This is a genomic window from Pseudomonas sp. Pseu.R1 (assembly GCF_045764065.1).
Taxonomy (GTDB): Bacteria; Pseudomonadota; Gammaproteobacteria; order Pseudomonadales; family Pseudomonadaceae; genus Aquipseudomonas.
Map to the genome: position 1 here is coordinate 4,754,583 of NZ_JBJGEE020000001.1, position 16,167 is coordinate 4,770,749.

Consider the following 16,167-nt stretch of genomic DNA (forward strand, 5'->3'; position numbering starts at 1 on the left):
GTGGTGATGGGGGGAGGATGAAGGGGCATAAAGAAAAGAAGTAATGGGGCGATAGATGGATAGAGAGCACGACAATTCCTACACAAATGTCTGCGTTCTCTGGTCGATTGTTCCTGGCTCGACTTAACTGATCCACGTGAGTCTTCACTCCGGAGTGTGGCGATGAACAGTAAAAAGACAGTTTCGATGTTTTTTTCGATCGCGTTTGTCGGGGCTTTTGCTCAGGCGGTGTCAGCAGCCCCGTCGCAGCAAGGTGCACTGTCGTTCCACGGTCAACTCGTCAACGCGGGGTGTGAAGCCAGAGTGCTGGATGTCAGCGCTCAGCGGGATCAACCGAAGTCGATAAGGGTCAACGCACACGTTACCGTCGGGCTGGTTGTTCATGATGATGCCTGCGAAGGCGCTACCGTGCCTGTCTCCACGGCTTATGTCGAGCAGACGTCCATCGAGACCGGGGTTCATAACGGCGTCGTGACACTGACTTATCAGTGACGCCGATTCTTCAAACATCTCGTCAATAAAAGCCGCCTTGGCCTCCCTCGCCAAGGCGGTTTTTTTATGCATTCCACTCGGAATCGATGTACACCCTTACAGCGTATCGACAAACATCGGCTCATTATTATTTTTTGATGATGATGCGCAGCGTCAGGAGTTACGCGGGGTGTGGCTATTTGCACCCAGAGACTACGGAAATTTCCTTCACGTCTCACTGTCGTTTCTGCAAGTACAAGGTAGATAACCTGACATCCGGCCTTGAGCGGCCCGCTTATAGTTCGACCCGTGCTCTGGGCACACACGAACTGACACAAGGAATGTCGTTAACATGAAAAAGATCTCTCTTTCTCTCGCTATTTTGGCTGCAATGGGGCTGGGCATGGCTGGGACTGCAAACGCAGCGAACAACGGAAAATTGATCCTGAGCGGGACGCTCACCAACATTACGTGTGACATCAATGCAGGAACCGGTGCGAGCCCAGGCTCTAACCCCGGTGAAATCAACGTTGATATGGGCAACGTATCGTTCGCCGATATCGGGACTTACGCACAAGCCAAACTGGAGACGGCGTCGCCGATCCAGTTGCTGGTGAACTGCACCGGTGGCGCCACGGCCTACGACTCGGTAGACATGCGCTTCATTGCCCGCCAGGGTAGCGGCCTGGACAACAACGATCAAAAACTGTTGCGCACCACTGGTGCGGCTGATGGTGTGGGTATCGGTCTGCTGAACTCGTCCAATCGCCTGATGGACCTGAGCGGCGCCGAAACGATCGTCACCGATCTGGTCAAGGACGGCGATACCGCAACGGCCGAGATCAATCTCGGTGCTGTATACGTGCTTAACGGCACTCCGACCAATCCAGGTAACGCCGATGGTTTCCTGCCGTTTGTGATGGATTACAAGTGATGCACCTGGCGAGGTGAGCAGTGCTCATCTCGCCACTTTCCTGTCCGGAATCACCCCCATGTTTTCGAAGATTATCCGCAAGTCGGCCCTCTGGCTGTGCTCGGGACTGGCCGTGACGCTGGCTGCTCAAGCCCAGGCAGGCGTGGTGCTGAATACCACGCGTGTCATTTATTCCGGAGCCGACAAAGAAGTCAGCCTGCAGGTGCACAACACCGGGGCATCTGAAATTCTCGCGCAGTCCTGGATCGAGAGCGACCCGAATGGTGCTGGGTTGAGCATACCGCCGTTCGCGATCACACCCGCGCTGGCGCGAATGCCCGGTGACGCCCGACAACTGATCAGGATCATGTATTCGGGTGAAGGTCTGCCCGGTGATCGCGAATCGGTGCTCTGGTTGAGCGTTCAGGAAATCCCCCAGACGGCCCGCGACAACGAATTGCAGATCGCCATTCGCCAGCGCATCAAATTGTTCTATCGGCCACAAGGCTTGATCGGCGATCCGTTGAAAGCCGCCGAAGCACTGCAATGGCAGGTGCGCGATGGTCAGATCGAAGTGGTTAACACGAGTCACTACCACGTCTCGATGATCAAGCTGGAAGGGCGGCAAAACGGGCGGGTGGTAATCCAGGAGGGCAGCAGGATGCTGGCGCCTGGTGAACGGCGTCGGCTGCCTCTCGCGTCAGGCGGGCGTGGTTCAGTGGACCTGGCCTTTATCAGCATTAACGATTTTGGTGCCCAGGAGCCATATCGCGCCACCGTGACAGCAGACCGGACGACACAGGCCAACAAGGCCGATCGCTCACCCTGAAGGCAGAAAACACGCCCTTCAGGGTTTTTCCGTTGACCCATTTTTTAAAGTCGGACGCGTTTCCGGCTTTGCGTCGCACGCCTGCATGAAGGGACTCGGCAGTGCATCGACACTCAGGACACGAGTGAAAACAGCTAATGGAACGGCGAGACAAAAACAGCAAAGGAAGTCAGTCGAGGGTAACCCTGCCGAGCAGCAGCCAACGCTCATCGAGACCGCGCAGAACGCTCAAACGCCAGTCATGGTCATTCTGGATCGCGGTGAGTGCCGTGTGGATGACCGGGCCGTGTGCGTTGGCGATGACAGACGGCTCCGGCCACGATACCGGGCCGCCCTCCACCACGGCTGGGGTGAAGTTCAACACCGCATTCATTCAAGGAACGGATCAACCTGCAGACCTCAACACCTTCCTGCAAGGCAACAGTGTGCTGCCTGGGACCTATCGGGTGGACATTTACGTCAACCGCGCATTGAGCGGTCGACGCGACATCATCTTTGTGGCCAATCCTCGTACGGGCGCGATTGAGGCGTGTCTGACGCTGGAGATGCTGGGGCAGTTGGGGATGAACATTTCTGACCTGAAAGATAACGCTACTTCGTCCAGCGGGTGCTTCGATCTGGCCGCGAACGTCGAGTTCGCGCATGTCGAGTATGAACCTACCCGGTTGCGGCTCAGTATCAGTCTTCCTCAAGCCATGATGCAGCGCAGCGTGCGGGGGTATGTCGCTCCGGAGCTCTGGGATGAGGGGGCTTCCGCGGGGTTTGTGAATTACAGCTTCAGCGGCGCGCGTCGCGAGCGAAATCATCAGACTCAGGACCAATATTACCTGGGCCTGCGCAATGGCTTGAACCTCGGGGCGTGGCGGCTGCGTAACGAATCGTCGCTGGTGTATGGCGACAGTCAGCCTTACCGGTTTCGCAGCAACCGGACCTTTGCTCAGCGGGATATCACGGCGCTCAAGAGCCAACTGACGCTGGGTGAAACCTTCACCGACGCCCAAGTCTTCGACAGCGTCCGCTTTGTCGGTGCGATGCTTTCGTCCGATGACGGCATGCTGCCGGACAACGAGCGGATTTACGCGCCGATCATTCGTGGCATTGCAGAAACCAACGCCACCGTAGAGGTCCGGCAAAACGGCTTCACGCTGTTCAGTGGCAACGTTTCACCGGGGCCGTTCGAAATTTCCGATATCTACCCCAGCGGTTCGAACGGTGATCTGGAAGTGACGGTGGTGGAGGCGGACGGTCGCAGGCGTGTTTTTATTCAGGCCTACGCCTCGCTGCCCATCATGGTGCCAAAAGGGGCGTTGCGCTACAGCATCGCGGCAGGCCGGTACGACAGTTATGAGGATGGCGGCCAGTCACCCGCGCTGGGCAGCATGACCCTGATCTACGGCCTGACCGACCGCGTGACACTCGCCGGTGGCGCTCAGGTGTCTGAAGACTATCAGGCGGGGAATATCGGGGCAGGCGTCAACACCGGGCTGGGCGCTGTTTCGCTGGACGTCACTCAGTCGAACAGCCAGCAACCACAAAAGACCTACAGCGGCCAAAGCCTGCGATTGCGCTACGCCAACACGCTGGAAGTGACTAACACCACACTTGCCGTGGCCGGATATCGCTATTCCACCGACCAGTACCGAACGCTTGATGAGCACGTTGAAGAGCGGGAGCTTCGCACGCTGGCAGGTACCGGCAGGGCCAAGGACCGTGTGGAGTTCAGCCTGACCCAATCGCTGTCGGAGCAATCTGCGTCGTTGAGCATTACCGGCTCCGAACAGCGGTATTGGGACAACACCAGCAAGACGCGGCAGTTGCATGTGTCCTGGAATGCAGCGTGGCGCAGCCTCAGTTACAGCCTGTCAGTCGAGCGTAATCAGACCTTCGAGCGCGATGGTCAGCGTCAAAGCGATAACCGCTTTGCCCTGACCCTGAGTATTCCGTTGGGTGACAGCCCCGGCAGCTCCCGCGTGTTCCTCAACGCGGTGCGCGACAGCGGTGGCGACTACAACATGCAGGCCGGTTTGAATGGACAAGTGTTCGATGATCGCAACACGTTTTACTCCTTGCAGGCCGGGCGTGATAACCGGTCCGGGTCCTCGGGCTTCGGCAAACTCAGCACCACGAAGCCTTACGGTCGCTTCGATGCCGGTTACGGCCAAGGCGCCGATTATCGTGCGTTTAGCATCGGGGCATCGGGATCTGTCGTCGCGCACGCGGGGGGCGTCAATGTCGGGCAACCGTTGGGAGAAACGTTCGCCTTGGTCGAGGTTGAAAATGTTCAGGGGGCACGCCTGACCAACTTTAGTAACGTCGAAACCGCAGATAACGGCTATGCCGTGCTTCCGTACGCCCAACCCTATCGCACCAATTGGGTCAGCCTCGACACGCGCGGTCTAGGGGCTGATGTCGAGCTGGAAAGTGCCGTGACTCAGGTCGTTCCCCGTCGTGGCGCCGTACCTGTGGTCAGCTTCAAGGCGCAAGTCGGGCGACGGGTGCAGCTCGAACTGACCCTGCCTGACGGCACCCATTTACCGCTGGGGGCGATGGTCGACGATGAACAGGGCAAGATGTTGGGGGCTGTCGATCCAACGGGTCGTGCGCTGATACTGAGTGAGAAGGACAGCGGCACGCTGATTGCCAGATGGTCCGATCAACAGTGCCAGGCGCAATACCATTTACCCCCCAGAGATCCGCAACGGACCTACGATCGTATCAAGGTGGTCTGCCAATGAGGTGGGAGCGTGCTGTCTGCCTCGCTGTTGCGCTGTTCAGTTGCGACGTTCAAGCCGTCGTCGCACTGAGCGGCACCCGACTGATCTTCGATGGCCGCTTCCATGAGGTCGCTTTCGAGCTCAGCAATCCCGGTGTCCGCGATGTGCTGATTCAGACGTGGCTTGAAAGCGTCGAGCCGGTTGAGGACGATCGGGCAAACCTGCCTTTTGTGGTCACCCCGCCGCTCGCTCAGTTGCCCCCACAGGGCAGGCAGACGCTGCGGGTGCTGTATGAAGGGGTGGGGCTACCGCGAGATCGGGAATCCCTGCTGCATCTCTACGTATTGGAGGTGCCTTGGCGCAGTGCTGCAAACCAGCAACTGAGCCTGGCGGTACGCCAGCGGATCAACGTGTTCTATCGGCCACAGGCTTTGGTTGGTGATCCGGCCCTGGCGCCGGAGGCGCTGTCCTGGCAACGCAGCCCGGATGATCCGCTGCTATTGAACCTGTCCAACCCGACCCCTTTTCATGTGTCGCTGCACAACATCAGGGTGGGCGATGTCGAGGTCAGTGAGGACCTGCTGCTCGGGCCGTTCTCGACGTTCACCTTTCGTTTACCCGCATCGCTCGGCCACCGGTCCGGGGTCGATACCCTGACGTTCAAAGCGCTGACCGATTACGGCGGTCAGCGAGATTTCTGCGCACAGCCCAAGGATCGCGCACCGTTCCATGCCCGGTTACGGACACCGGGAACCCCACTCTCCATAGGGAAATGCTGATCATGACGACTTTCTCATTCTCACGTTGGTGCTCAACGTTTTGTATCGCGCTCATGGCACCCGCCACGGGCCTGGCCATGTCGTGTAAAACGCAAGGCTCGGGAGAGGCGGTGATTCGCGCGGATCTGAGCAGTAGCGTCGCCATCCCCGCCACCTTGCCGGATGCCAGCGTGGTCTGGCGTTCCGAGCGCCTGAATATCGGTGTCGAATGTGTTCGGGATCAACCCGGCCCCGCGGAGTCTGTCGCCCTTTATCTGAATCCCGAAAACCTCCAGATCGGCCAAGGCATTCGCGCAGGGCTGACCTTGAATGGCATCGATTACCTGCAAAGCAGCGGGCAAATTCCTGCACAGCAAACGTTGCCTGCGTGCAGCGAGCCTGCTGACAATCTGGCTGCCTGCCCCAAGGTGAGTTTTAGCCTGCCGTTTTCAGTGTTCATCCAGAAGTTCGGTCCCACACCCCCCTCGGGTGTCGCCAGCGACCTGCTCGATTATCGACTGTTTCAGATCGACAGCACGAAAGGCATGAATCCGGTGCCGCACAACAACCTTAACTACGTGATCAATAACCTCACCGGGCTGCGCTTCGTCGCGTGTAACGCCGAGCTGCGTGTGATGCCGGAAACGGTCGAGTTCGGTGATGTAGCGATCAAGAACGTCAGGGTGGGCGAAGTGGCGACCTTCCAGCGATTTGCCCTGGCAACCAGCCGCATCTGTGATTCGCCCTTCAGTCTGAATGCACGCTTCACACCCGTGTCCGGCGTGCTGTCCGGGGATGTGCTGGTGCCGGTGAACAACGACAGCGTCGGCATTCGTATCACCAATGCGCGCAATAACGTTCCCGTGCGTTATCACGAACCCTTTCATGTGACGGATCTACAGGGCGAAAACTATTCGGCCACGGCGGATTTCAACGCCGAATTGCTCTGGCAGACTGATACGCCGAAACCCGGTCCGTTTTCTGCGGAGGTGATGGTGGACCTGTTCTACAAGTAGGCCAGCAGGTCAGGGGGCGCTTAGCTGTCCTTGCGGAAACTGTCGCGGTACTGCGTCGGCGTGACGCCCAGCCGTTGGGTGAAGATCAGTCGCATGCGTGCTGCGCTGCCAAACCCGCATTCATAGGCCACGGCCTTGATCGCTTTTTCGCTGCCTTCCAGCAAACGTCGTGCAGCGTCGATCCTCGCTCGCTGCACGAACTCGGCCGGGGTGACTTTGGCGTCCCGCGCGAACACCCGAGCGAAACTGCGCGGGCTCATGGCGACGACTTCGGCCAGACGTTCCACCGAAAACGGCTCACTGATGTGCTCCAGGACGTAACGCTGAATCTTTGCCACGGGAGAGTCATCATCCGCCGACGTGTTGAGGTAAGGGCTGAACTGCGATTGCCCGCCCTGGCGCTGTGCGACCACCAGCAACCGTTTGGCCACTGCCAGCGCAATGGCCGGCCCGTGATCCTCGGCCACCAGCGAAAGGGCCATATCGATACCCGCCGTCACTCCGGCGGAGGTCATCAGCTTTCCGTCGCGCACGTAGATCCGGTCGGGCTCAACCTGTGCTTTTGGAAAAAGTTCGGCCAATTGATGGGCGTGGCTCCAGTGGGTGGCGGCCTGCTTGTCGTCCAATAGACCGGCATGGCCGAGGATGAACGCACCGGTACAAATCGAACCGTAGCGTCCGGCCAGCGGCGTGACGTCGTGTAGCCAAGCGGTGATGTGGGGCATTTCAGGGCTTTCGGGCAACAGGGGCCCCCCGGGTATCAGCAGGATATCGAACGCTTTGGGGGCGTCATCGAGTTCGTGCCGAGCACCCAAGGGCATGCCGTTGGACGCGATGATGGGGTAGGGCGCTGCGCCAATGGTTGTGATCGTGTAGCCGTCACCCTCGGCGACGAAGCGATTGGCTTCCGCGAAGACATCCAGAGGCCCGGCAACATCCAGTGACTGGACATGGGGAAACAGCACGATCGCAACGCTTCTCATCGACGAGCCTCAGACACCCTGCAAAGGGATGAACATATAGCTCATTTCTTCGGCAGTGTGGTGACGTTATCCCACTCGGTGATCACTGCTTTCTGGTTCTTACGGTCGTACAGGCACAGTTCGGTGCCGGTCTTGTTTTTCATGAACGCCTGCTTGTACTGGCCTTTGATGAGCAACGCGCTGTAGCCCACGCTGTCATCGAACATCGCTGATGTGCCCGCCGGTTTGGCGTTTTTCAGGGAACTGGCGGCGATGCAGCTCTCGACCAACTTCTTGTCGAACGCGTTCCATGCTTCGGTGCTCGACGCGCTGGCCTGGCCCGCAACGGCGGTCAATGCAAGCAGGAGCAGGGTGGTCGTTTTCATGTGAATCTCCCTCTTTTATCGGTATCACGAGGTGTGACAGCGACTTAGAGTGGTTCAGGCAGGTCGAGTTCGCAGCGCTGCACATAGTGCATGCCTGCGCGCTCATACAGGCGGCGGGCCGTGAGATTACTCTCCATGACCTTGAGATCGACCTGCCCTTCCTCGCGCCCGGCAAAGGCAGAAAACACCTGACTCAACAGCCGCTCACCGATGCCTTGGCGCTGACCGCGGGGATGGACCACCAGATTGCGGATGAACGCACTGGTCCAACATTGGGCGACGGCGATGACGTCCTGAGCGTCGACGACGACAAAGCACAATGTCGGGTCAAACTCGGGATCGTTTTTGAAGCCGGTGAGCCACGTGTCGAAATCCGGAACGTGACCACCACCGAGGGTTGTCCCCAACGCAAGAAGTCGGTGCACGGCTTCTGCGTTTTCGCATTCGAAAGGCACATAGCGCAGTGGCATCGGCCATAAGACAGGCGCTTCAGGCGGGTCGAGGCGACGACGCATCAACCAGTAATGGCATGTCGATGCGTCGTCAGGACCGGGTTTCAGATCCCCTGGGCTTCGACGGTTCGTGCAGCTTCGATCAGGCATCGCGTCAGTTCGGGGGACGAAAATTTGGTCAGGACGGCGTTGGCACCGGCCAGCTTGGCCTTTTCAGCGTTCATCGCACTGTCTAGCGAGGTGTGCAGCAGTACGTAGAGCTGCTGAAAATCAGGCGTTTCACGCAACGTGCGGGTAAAAGCATAGCCGTCCATTTCCGACATCTCGATGTCGGACACCACCACGTTGATTTGTTGGGCCGTGCCTTGCAGGTCGAGCAATTGATCGATGGCTTCCCGGGCACTGCGCGCGGTGTGGCACTCGATGCCCAGATTGCGCAGCGTTATCACGGATTGCTGAAGTGCAACCTGGCTGTCGTCGACGACCAAAATGCGGGCCTTGGCCAGCACTTCAGCTTCTTCGGGTGACAACTCGGCGGGAGCCGGTTCGATCTGCACGGGGGAAATACCGTGAATCACCTTCTCGATGTCCAGTACCTGAACCAACGTGCCATCCACCTGAGTGACCCCGGTGATGAACGATTTATTGCCTGAGCCGAAGGGCGGTGGACGAATGTCCGTGGTCAGGCAATGAACAATCTTGCTCACCGCCTGCACGTGCAGACCCTGCTTGGAGCGGCTGACATCGGTGACGATCAGGCATCCGCCGTCAGGATCGAGCAACGGACGTTCGCCAATGGCACGGCTGAGGTCGATGACCGATAACGAGTTACCACGCAGCGTGGCCACGCCTTTGACGTGCGGGTGCGATTCAGGCAGCCGTGTCAGGGGAGGGCAGGGGATGATTTCGCTGACTTTGAGCAGGTTGATCGCCATCAGCTTGCCGCTGCGTAACGTGAACAGCAGAAGCGAGAGTGAATCTGCGCGGACGTTTTTGGACATGTGGACCTTCTGTCTTGCGGTGGCTGCGTGCGTCTGAATGCGCAAACAGCTGTCGATGACGGTTTATCGACTCGCTGCACGGAGGCTTTAGCGCTAATGATGTTTGAGCAGCCCCGGCGGCTGTGCTGTGGTGTTGTCGAAATGACTTTGTGTAGTCATAAGGACTCTTTTTACGGCGTAGTCAAAATGACAAAAGTATTTTAAGTCGTTGAAATTATTGAAAATAAAATATGGCACGCATTCTGTAATACATGAGTCAGTCCCTTACTCATCGCGTCACAGGAGTTCATCATGTTGAATGCTTCGGATCGTGCCATCGTCAAGTCCACCGTTCCTCTGCTGGAAAGCGGCGGTGAAGCGCTGACCACTCACTTCTACAAGAAACTGCTCAGCCGCTACCCGCAGGTTCGCCCGTTGTTCAACCAGGCGCACCAGGCCAGCGGTGATCAGCCTCGCGCCTTGGCCAACGGTGTATTGATGTACGCCAAACACATCGATCAGCTTGAGCAACTGGGCGGTCTGGTCGCCAAAATCATCAACAAACACGTTGCCCTGCAAATTCTCCCCGAGCACTACCCACTGGTGGGGGAGTGTTTGCTGGAAGCCATTCGTGAGGTGCTGGGCGCTGAAGTTGCGACGGATGAAGTTATCGCCGCCTGGGGGCGGGCTTACGGCCAACTGGCGCAGATTCTCATCGGCGCGGAAGAACAGATCTACGAAGAAAAGGAGCAGGCCCCAGGTGGCTGGCGTGGCGCTCGTGAATTCAAGGTTGTGGCCAAGGTGGCTGAAAGTGCGGAAATCACCTCGTTCTACTTCGCGCCCGCCGATGGTCAGCCGATTCTCGATTTTGCAGCGGGCCAGTACATCGGTATGCAGCTTTTCGTGGGGGGGGAAGAAATCCGTCGCAATTACTCGCTGTCTGCCCTGGCGGGCAACAACCAGTACCGCATCAGCGTCAAGCGTGAACCAGGCGGTCGGGCCTCCAATCACCTGCATGATCAGATGAGCGTCGGCGACAGCATCAACCTGTTTGCACCGTCGGGTGAGTTTACCTTGGTCGACAACGATAAACCGCTGGTGCTGATCAGCGGCGGGGTGGGCATCACGCCTACTTTGGCAATGTTGGAAGCGGCGCTGGGGACTTTACGTCCAATTCACTTCATCCACTGCGCGCGCAATGGTTCAGTGCATGCGTTCCGTGAGTGGGTCGATGGTCTGGCTGCCAAACACCCTCAACTAAAGCGTTTCTACCTGTACGGCGAGGATGACGGCGTGAGCCCTGCGGCAGACGGCGTAGGGTTGCTCGATCAAGCGCGTCTGGAGCAGTGGCTGCCCGCGGATCGTGATCTGGATGCCTACTTCCTGGGGCCTAAAGGCTTCATGGCGGCGGTCAAGCGTCAACTGAAGGCGGCGGGTGTGCCGGATGCACAGGCTCGGTACGAATTCTTCGGCCCAGCTTCGGCGCTGGAGTGAACCGGCCTGCGACATAAAGACGCATCCTTCTATATATAAGGAAGGGTGCGGCGAACGGTCCCTGCGGCATAGCGTCGCACTCTTCTATATATAAGGAAGAGATTGAGAAGGGTGACCATGGATTGTTGCGTGTTTTGCTTAATGTTCGGGTAATGCCGACGTGTTCACTATCTGCCCGGCGTGACGCTGCGACGATGGTAGAATTGTCGGCTTTCCGGGCCTTGCCGGGCACGCACTGCACAGATCGGCCGATCTGGATGGACACCACATTCAAAGGGTATGTGAATGACTGACGAGATGATTTACCTGCGACGCGAAAAGCAGTTCCTGGTTCTGCTGGGCATCATCTGCCTGGCGTTGATCGGTGGGGCGCTGTACATGCAGGTCGTATTGGGCGAGGCGCCATGCCCGTTGTGCATACTGCAGCGTTACGCGTTGCTGTTCATCGCTGTCTTCGCATTCATCGGTGCGGGGATGCCCGGCCGACGCAGCCTGACGGTGTGCGAAGCGCTGGTCACGCTCAGCGCCGTGGGCGGGATTGTTGCAGCGGGGCGTCATGTCTGGATTCAGAGCCACCCGACCGAGAGTTGCGGTATCGATGTGCTTCAGCCCATCGTGGACGGGCTGCCACTGGCCGATCTGTTTCCCCTCGGTTTTCAGGTTGCAGGCTTCTGCGAGACGCCATATCCGCCAGTTTTCGGACTTTCGCTCGCGCAATGGGCATTGATCGCTTTTGTTCTCACTGTAATTCTGGTACCGGCGGGCATCATCCGGAACCGAATGAAAGCGCGTTGATTACAAAGTGTTGCGTAAAAAAGTGCCCCAAAATCCTTAGGAAATTTGGGGCCTTCCAGGGTTTTTCTGGTGCGTCATATGCGCGCATTCTTACAGATTTGGAAATTAATTGTTGCGCAGAAACTCATAGTCAATAAAACTTTACGTATCTACAATCGCCCCCACTTAACGCCCCCATCACTTGAAGGGCGGCGGAAATCGAGGTCAGAAAGCGTTTTTACGCCTTTGTAGACACCGTTTGGATGGCCTCTTGCGTCAAATTCTGAATGTCTGCGCCAAGGGATTTGGGCCGCGTTGGCGGTTGCCACCATTCGAATAAGAAACCACAGCAAAACCGGATTTGTTACGAGGCCACAAGCTTCCTGACAGGCCCCTGTTCAATCCAAAAATTTGCCAGCACCTGGCAGGGTGAAGTGTTGGCGGTCGAAACCCAACTGCGATGCGAAAGCTGCTTTTAGAGGTCGTGAGATGAGTAAAAAAAGGTACCCCAGGTTTTTTGGCTTCTTGGCCCTTTTCAGCATGCTCCTGCTCAGCGGGTGCGATTACACCCTGCTGGATCCCAAGGGCCACATCGGCATGCAGGAACGTGACCTGATCGTCACGGCAACCTTGCTCATGCTGCTGGTCGTGGTGCCGGTCATTTTCATGACCATCATCTTCGCCTGGAAATACCGCGCCTCGAACAAGAGCGCAACCTACACTCCTGACTGGGCGCATTCGACCAAGATCGAACTGGTTGTCTGGCTGGTGCCTCTGGCCATCATCATCGTGCTGGGCTACGTGACCTACAAGTCCACCCACGCGCTGGACCCTTACCGTCCGCTTGAGTCCGACGTGAAGCCTGTGACCATCGAAGTGGTCGCACTTGACTGGAAATGGCTGTTCATCTACCCGGAACAGGGTATCGCCACCGTCAACAAGATCGTCTTCCCGGCTCATACCCCGATCAATTTCCGCATCACTTCCGATTCGGTCATGAACTCGTTCTTCATTCCTGCACTGGGCGGCCAGATTTACGCAATGGCCGGCATGACGACCAAGCTTCACCTGATCGCCAACGAAAACGGCGAGTTCGACGGGATCTCCGCGAACTACAGCGGCGCAGGCTTCACCGGTATGAAGTTCAAGGCAACGGCCACCGATCAGGCTGGTTTCGACGCCTGGGTCGCCGAGGTCAAGAATTCTCCGAAACAACTGGCAACCGACGAATACGCCGCTCTGGCCAAGCCTAGCGAACGTAACCCGGTTGAACTCTACTCCACGGTCACTCCGAACCTGTTCCAGATCATCATCGACAAGTATGAAGGTATGAAGCCGGGCAAGATTGTCCACGAGAAGAAAGAAGTGGCCGGTATGGAAGGGATGGACATGGGTAAGAATTCAGCTGCGCAGGCAGAGGAGTAAACGATGTTTGGTAAATTAACGCTTGACGCGGTTCCGTTTCACGAACCGATAGTCATGATCACGCTCGCGATGATCGCTATCGGCGGTGCGGCGGTTCTCGGTCTGATCACGTATTTCAAAAAGTGGACCTACCTGTGGACCGAGTGGCTGACTTCGGTTGACCACAAGAAAATCGGTGTGATGTACATCATCATCGCCATGGTCATGCTGCTGCGTGGTTTCGCTGACGCCATCATGATGCGTTCCCAGCTGGCTCTGGCCACTGAGGGTTCGCCCGGCTACCTGCCGCCTGAACACTATGACCAGATCTTCACCGCTCACGGTGTGATCATGATCATCTTCATGGCGATGCCGTTCTTCACCGGTCTGATGAACATCGTTCTGCCTCTGCAGATCGGCGCTCGCGACGTTGCCTTCCCGTTCTTGAACTCCCTGTCCCTGTACCTGCTGATCTCTGGCGTGGTGCTGGTGAACGTGTCCCTGGGCGTCGGCGAGTTCGCACGTACCGGTTGGGTTGCCTATCCGCCGCTGTCTGAACTGGGCTACAGCCCGGGCGTGGGTGTGGACTACTACATCTGGGCACTGCAGCTGTCGGGCCTGGGTACGACACTGACGGGCGTTAACTTCCTGGTTACCGTTCTGAAGATGCGCACCCCTGGCATGAAACTGATGGACATGCCGATCTTCACCTGGACCTGCACCTGGGCCAACGTCCTGATCGTGGCTTCCTTCCCGATCCTGACCGGCACCCTGGCGTTCCTGACCCTCGACCGTTACCTGGACTTCCACATCTTCACCAACGAATTGGGTGGTAACCCAATGATGTACGTGAACCTGTTCTGGGCATGGGGTCACCCTGAGGTTTACATCCTGATTCTGCCGGCGTTCGGTGTCTTCTCCGAAGTCATCTCGACCTTCACCGGCAAGCGTCTGTTCGGTCACCACTCGATGATTTACGCATCGGGCGCGATTTCCGTACTGGGCTTCATGGTTTGGCTGCACCACTTCTTCACCATGGGTTCGGGCGCCAGCGTCAACGCCTTCTTCGGTCTGGCGACGATGCTGATCTCCATCCCGACGGGTGTGAAGCTGTTCAACTGGTTGTTCACGATCTATCAGGGCCGTCTGCGTTTCACCGCGCCAGTGTGCTGGACCCTGGGCTTCATGATTACCTTCTCCATCGGTGGTATGACCGGCGTTCTGCTGGCTATCCCGGGTGCTGACTTCGTTCTGCACAACAGCCTGTTCGTGATCGCGCACTTCCACAACGTGATCATCGGTGGTGCTGTATTCGGTTACATCGCGGGCTTCGCGTTCTGGTTCCCTAAAGCGTTCGGCTTCAAACTGAACGAGAAGTGGGGCAAGGCAGCGTTCTGGTTCTGGATCTCGGGCTTCTATGTGGCATTCATGCCGCTCTACGCTCTGGGCTTCATGGGCATGACCCGTCGTCTGAACACCACTGACAACCCTGACTGGACGCCATACTTGCACGTCGCTTTCTGGGGCGCGGCGCTGATCATGATCGGTATTGCCTGCCAGTTGATCCAGATCTACGTGAGTATTCGTGATCGCAAGCAGAACCTGGACGTCACTGGCGATCCATGGAATGGCCACACCCTGGAGTGGTCCACCTCTTCGCCACCGCCGTTCTACAACTTCGCAGAACTGCCGAAAGCGGAAGAAATCGACGCGTTCTACGCAGCCAAGCGTGACGGTGAGGCGTACAAGGTTCCGGCCAAGTACCACGACATCCACATGCCGAACAACACTGCGACCGGCCTGATCATGGGCGGCCTGCTGACCGTCTTCGGTTTCGCGATGATCTGGCACATCTGGTGGCTGGCAGCTGCAAGCCTGATCGGTACTGTCGTCTACTTCGTGATCCACGCTTCCCGTGACGATCAGGGCTACATGGTTCCTGCATCCGAAGTAGCGCGCATCGAAGGCGAACACCACAAGATCCTGGCTTCGGCACGTGCTGCCCAGGCAAACACTCCTGTCAACAAGCTGGAGCAGGCATAAACAATGTCCAACTTAGTATTCGAAGGGGCGAAAGGTCACGATCACGATCATGACCACGCCCATGATCATCACGATGCCGGCGAGATGAAAATCTACGGCTTCTGGATCTACCTGATGACCGACTGCATCCTGTTTGCGTCGATCTTCGCTATCTATGCCGTACTGGTTAACAACGTTGCAGGTGGTCCTTCGGGCCACGACATCTTCGAACTGCCATACGTGCTGGGCGAAACCGCCTGCCTGTTGCTCAGCTCGATCACCTACGGCTTCGCCATGCTGGCGATGCACAAAGGCAACAAATCCGGCGTTCTGGGCTGGTTGTTCGTAACCTTCCTGTTCGGCCTGGGCTTTATCGGCATGGAAGTCAACGAATTCCATCTGCTGATCTCCGAAGGCTACGGCCCTAACCGCAGCGGCTTCCTGTCGGCGTTCTTCACGCTGGTCGGTACCCACGGTGTGCACGTGACCAGCGGTCTGATCTGGATGGCGATCCTGATGTATCAGGTCAGCAAGAACGGCCTGACTTCGACCAACCAGACCCGCCTGAGCATGCTCAGCCTGTTCTGGCACTTCCTGGACGTGGTCTGGATCTGTGTGTTCACCGTTGTCTACCTGATGGGGACCATTTAAATGGCTAATTCGCATCACTCCCATGACGATTCCAGCCACGGCAGCTTCAAGTCGTACATGGTCGGTTTCGTACTGTCGATCATCCTGACCGCGATTCCGTTCGGTCTGGTGATGTTCCCGACGCTGTCGAAAGTCGCCACTCTGTGGATCGTACTGATCTTCGCCGTCGTGCAGGTTCTGGTTCACCTGGTGTACTTCCTGCACCTAGACCGTTCGATCGCTCAGCGCAACAACGTGATCACCTTCGCGTTCGCTTCGCTGGTTATCGTCCTGCTGGTCGGCCTGTCTGTCTGGATCATGTTCAGCATTCACACCGTCATGATGGCGAAGTGAGGAAACCC

The 16,167-nt window shown here is 57.6% G+C and carries 17 protein-coding genes; 12 read left to right on the forward strand and 5 right to left on the reverse strand.

The window, feature by feature from the left end; genetic code table 11:
- Window positions 1-162 precede the first annotated feature (162 nt).
- The 3 genes from ACI5GA_RS21620 (at window position 163) to ACI5GA_RS21630 (ending at window position 2,213) form a co-directional block, all read left to right on the forward strand.
- Window positions 163-492, forward strand: coding sequence for a hypothetical protein (locus tag ACI5GA_RS21620; RefSeq protein ID WP_404637222.1), 330 nt, complete (start codon window positions 163-165; stop codon window positions 490-492).
- 331 nt (window positions 493-823) lie between these two features.
- Window positions 824-1,405, forward strand: a complete 582-nt coding sequence (locus ACI5GA_RS21625) for a fimbrial protein (protein WP_421424221.1) — start codon at window positions 824-826, stop codon at window positions 1,403-1,405.
- Between the two features lie 58 nt (window positions 1,406-1,463).
- The gene (locus ACI5GA_RS21630) at window positions 1,464-2,213 is read left to right on the forward strand and encodes a molecular chaperone (RefSeq protein ID WP_421424222.1); all 750 of its coding nucleotides are present in this window, start codon (window positions 1,464-1,466) and stop codon (window positions 2,211-2,213) included.
- 169 nt (window positions 2,214-2,382) lie between these two features.
- Here ACI5GA_RS21630 and ACI5GA_RS21635 read toward each other — a convergent pair whose 3' ends face one another.
- Entirely contained in the window at window positions 2,383-2,574 is a 192-nt protein-coding gene (locus ACI5GA_RS21635) for a hypothetical protein (RefSeq protein WP_404637570.1), read from the reverse strand.
- On the opposite strand from ACI5GA_RS21635, the gene ACI5GA_RS21640 reads away from it, so the two are divergent.
- From ACI5GA_RS21640 to ACI5GA_RS21650, 3 genes are read left to right on the forward strand one after another with little or no spacing between them, the layout of a single operon-like run.
- Window positions 2,513-4,948: a fimbria/pilus outer membrane usher protein gene (locus ACI5GA_RS21640; protein ID WP_421425506.1), complete on the forward strand. Its 2,436-nt coding sequence runs from the start codon at window positions 2,513-2,515 to the stop codon at window positions 4,946-4,948. The two genes, ACI5GA_RS21635 and ACI5GA_RS21640, sit on opposite strands and share 62 nt — an antisense overlap.
- Window positions 4,945-5,706 carry a fimbrial biogenesis chaperone gene (locus ACI5GA_RS21645; protein ID WP_404637228.1) on the forward strand — a complete coding sequence of 254 codons (762 nt, stop codon included), beginning with the start codon at window positions 4,945-4,947 and terminating at the stop codon, window positions 5,704-5,706. The genes ACI5GA_RS21640 and ACI5GA_RS21645 overlap by 4 nt, the downstream gene beginning before the upstream one ends.
- A gap of 2 nt (window positions 5,707-5,708) precedes the next feature.
- Window positions 5,709-6,701 carry a fimbrial protein gene (locus ACI5GA_RS21650; RefSeq protein ID WP_421424224.1) on the forward strand — a complete coding sequence of 331 codons (993 nt, stop codon included), beginning with the start codon at window positions 5,709-5,711 and terminating at the stop codon, window positions 6,699-6,701.
- Between the two features lie 20 nt (window positions 6,702-6,721).
- Here ACI5GA_RS21650 and ACI5GA_RS21655 read toward each other — a convergent pair whose 3' ends face one another.
- The 4 genes from ACI5GA_RS21655 to ACI5GA_RS21670 all read right to left on the reverse strand — a co-directional run bounded on the left by ACI5GA_RS21655 (window position 6,722) and on the right by ACI5GA_RS21670 (window position 9,502).
- A complete protein-coding gene (locus ACI5GA_RS21655) occupies window positions 6,722-7,684 on the reverse strand; it encodes a GlxA family transcriptional regulator (RefSeq protein WP_421424226.1) in 963 nt (320 codons plus the stop codon).
- 41 nt (window positions 7,685-7,725) lie between these two features.
- Window positions 7,726-8,049 carry a hypothetical protein gene (locus ACI5GA_RS21660; protein WP_421424228.1) on the reverse strand — a complete coding sequence of 108 codons (324 nt, stop codon included), beginning with the start codon at window positions 8,047-8,049 and terminating at the stop codon, window positions 7,726-7,728.
- Window positions 8,050-8,093: 44 nt separating this feature from the next.
- Window positions 8,094-8,474 carry a GNAT family N-acetyltransferase gene (locus tag ACI5GA_RS21665; protein WP_404637236.1) on the reverse strand — a complete coding sequence of 127 codons (381 nt, stop codon included), beginning with the start codon at window positions 8,472-8,474 and terminating at the stop codon, window positions 8,094-8,096.
- 131 nt (window positions 8,475-8,605) lie between these two features.
- On the reverse strand, window positions 8,606-9,502 hold the full coding sequence (locus ACI5GA_RS21670; RefSeq protein WP_421424229.1) for a chemotaxis protein CheV: 897 nt from the start codon (window positions 9,500-9,502) through the stop codon (window positions 8,606-8,608).
- A 291-nt stretch (window positions 9,503-9,793) separates the two neighbouring features.
- Between ACI5GA_RS21670 and hmpA the strand changes: the two genes are divergently transcribed.
- The 6 genes from hmpA to cyoD all read left to right on the forward strand — a co-directional run bounded on the left by hmpA (window position 9,794) and on the right by cyoD (window position 16,159).
- The gene (gene hmpA, locus ACI5GA_RS21675) at window positions 9,794-10,975 is read left to right on the forward strand and encodes an NO-inducible flavohemoprotein (RefSeq protein ID WP_421424230.1); all 1,182 of its coding nucleotides are present in this window, start codon (window positions 9,794-9,796) and stop codon (window positions 10,973-10,975) included.
- A 285-nt stretch (window positions 10,976-11,260) separates the two neighbouring features.
- The gene (locus ACI5GA_RS21680; protein ID WP_421424231.1) at window positions 11,261-11,770 is read left to right on the forward strand and encodes a disulfide bond formation protein B; all 510 of its coding nucleotides are present in this window, start codon (window positions 11,261-11,263) and stop codon (window positions 11,768-11,770) included.
- Window positions 11,771-12,238: 468 nt separating this feature from the next.
- Entirely contained in the window at window positions 12,239-13,174 is a 936-nt protein-coding gene (cyoA, locus tag ACI5GA_RS21685) for a ubiquinol oxidase subunit II (protein ID WP_404637244.1), read from the forward strand.
- Between the two features lie 3 nt (window positions 13,175-13,177).
- Window positions 13,178-15,196, forward strand: a complete 2,019-nt coding sequence (cyoB, locus tag ACI5GA_RS21690) for a cytochrome o ubiquinol oxidase subunit I (RefSeq protein WP_404637246.1) — start codon at window positions 13,178-13,180, stop codon at window positions 15,194-15,196.
- Between the two features lie 3 nt (window positions 15,197-15,199).
- Window positions 15,200-15,826 (forward strand): cytochrome o ubiquinol oxidase subunit III, encoded by a 627-nt coding sequence (locus ACI5GA_RS21695; protein ID WP_404637248.1) that lies wholly within the window; start codon window positions 15,200-15,202, stop codon window positions 15,824-15,826.
- On the forward strand, window positions 15,827-16,159 hold the full coding sequence (gene cyoD, locus ACI5GA_RS21700) for a cytochrome o ubiquinol oxidase subunit IV (RefSeq protein ID WP_404637250.1): 333 nt from the start codon (window positions 15,827-15,829) through the stop codon (window positions 16,157-16,159).
- Window positions 16,160-16,167: the final 8 nt, after the last annotated feature.